Source organism: Synechococcus lacustris str. Tous (genome assembly GCF_003011125.1).
GTDB lineage: Bacteria > Cyanobacteriota > Cyanobacteriia > PCC-6307 > Cyanobiaceae > Synechococcus_D > Synechococcus_D lacustris.
This window is the reverse complement of record NZ_PXVC01000160.1, coordinates 1-1,903: the sequence shown is the minus strand read 5'-3', so window position 1 is coordinate 1,903 and position 1,903 is coordinate 1. Positions and strand designations below refer to the sequence as shown.

At 52.3% G+C, this 1,903-nt stretch carries 1 protein-coding gene and 1 pseudogene; both read right to left on the bottom strand.

What is annotated here, in order from left to right; all coding sequences use genetic code 11:
• The coding region (locus tag C7K08_RS15120; RefSeq protein ID WP_479725437.1) for a porin at positions 1–1,307 on the bottom strand (1,307 nt) is incomplete at its 3' end.
• A gap of 222 nt (positions 1,308–1,529) precedes the next feature.
• Positions 1,530–1,898, bottom strand: a pseudogene (locus tag C7K08_RS13800) (iron uptake porin); the annotation flags it as partial.
• Positions 1,899–1,903: the final 5 nt, after the last annotated feature.

The following is a 1,903-nucleotide window of genomic DNA, read 5'->3' as shown; positions in this document are numbered from 1 at the left end:
CCCCAGATTTGGGCTGCCTTCTTAGCGCTATAGGAGTTGGTACCCCAACCAGCACTAACAGATGGCACCCAGCTCACATTGCTTGGTTTCCACCAGCCACTAATCGCAAGCGCATTCACATCAAATTGGGTGAGGCCGGCAAATGGGTTGGTGGCCTTTGGTGTGCCAACTGGGATATAACCCAAGCCACTGGTGCCGTCGTAGGCGCCGCCGCTTTGTGAGTAGGCATAGGCAGCAGTTAGGTTCCAATTTGGCGCGGTGTAAGCCAGCTGCACCGTGCCGGTGCCGCCTGAATATTGATTCGCAATACCGCCAGGATCAAGGCCCGCTGAACCCGCGCCAGGGGTTACACCAAGGGCAGGATTCGCGCCGGAGTAGCTCGATTTGCCGTTGGCTGCAACATAACTAGCGCTAGCGCTGAATCCTTTATCAGACCACCAAATACCAGCACCGGCGCCGAGGTTGAGGGTGTAAGCACCTGGTGCACCGGCGTAGGTAAAGAAGTCGAGAATTGTGTCGGCTGGATATTGGCTTGGCCACACCGCCAACATGTCGTCTTGACGCACCCTTGGACCCGCCGTAACGGTGAAATTAGATCCAATTGGGAACTGGTAGAAGATCCGATCCACACTCCAAATGCTGCCAGTTTGTGATTGGTCGAATGCCACCTCAGCGCCCATCGCTGGATAGGGGTAACCACTCCAAACACTGTCGGAGAAGTTACCGGCCCGCAGGCGAGTGCGCAGTAAATCCTTGCCACTAAAACTGGTATCAAGATTCAGGCGCACGTCGTAGTTGAAGCTCACTGCCTCGCCCAAAGGCACCTGGCCTTCCAGCAATCCCTTGAGGAACTTGCGCGCTGCTGCTTTTACCGTTGGATTCGTTTGCTGCAGTGGGCTCAAGGTGCCGTATTCAGCTATCGATAGATCCAGCGGGTTTGTGAATGTGCCYGCGTTTGTGAATCCACCAGSMGCTGTATTTGCAAACGTGCTGTATGGSGCAGTTGCWACATCGCTGGAATAGCGAATCAGCCCGCCACCTTTAACTGCCCGKGAGGCATTACCCAATGCCACCAGGTTTTGCATATCYTTTTTATCGATTAGGAATCCACCCAGGCTTGGACCAGCTGGCAYTCCACYTGGTAGTACGCCATTGCCACCATTGGGGGTTGTATTTGCCATCACGCCCATCAAATCTGAAGTAACAACCGTGCCGTTTGGCAAGGCGTTATTTAAAAAACCATTAGAACGCAAACCAGCAACTGAGAGGTTAGGAGTAAAGAAAGTGCCTCCAACATAATTACTCAAGGTTGTGCCTGGTTGACCCACAACTCCAATGGAATCACCGCTAAAACCACCAGTCCAGGTRGCYGCCTTAGTAAAGGCTTCTACGCTGCCATTTGGTGTRCCCGTTGCTGAATAGCTGGCRCCGCCGGGGGTAAMGCTATARGCATTGGTTTGAACGGCGCTTTTAAAYGCTCTCGATTCAWCTATCCCAAMACCCACTTGAGCTTCTGGGCTTGTTCCCTTATTAGCGCCGTCGAACTTTGCTGTGCCAAGCCAAAACACCGMTTGACCTTTCAACTTGGTRGTAGTTGAAAACTGGGTTGCMGCWARWTCTGCWRYTTTTGYTTCTAARCCATCAACCTTTGCTTTTAATACCGCTAGCTCTTTYTCAAATTCCTTAAGCAAGCGYTTTACCTGCTCTGTCATCTCCGTTACACGATCCAAGCAAGCATTCAGCAATGCCGCCGCCTCATAGCGRSTCATCGCCTGTTTGCCTTTAAACGTGCCGTTTGGATAGCCAGCTACGCAGCCATACTTAGTWACCARGTTCGACAGTGCCTGATAGGCCCAATCAGTGGGTTGCACATCAGAAAACTGGCTAACACYTGTTACCTACC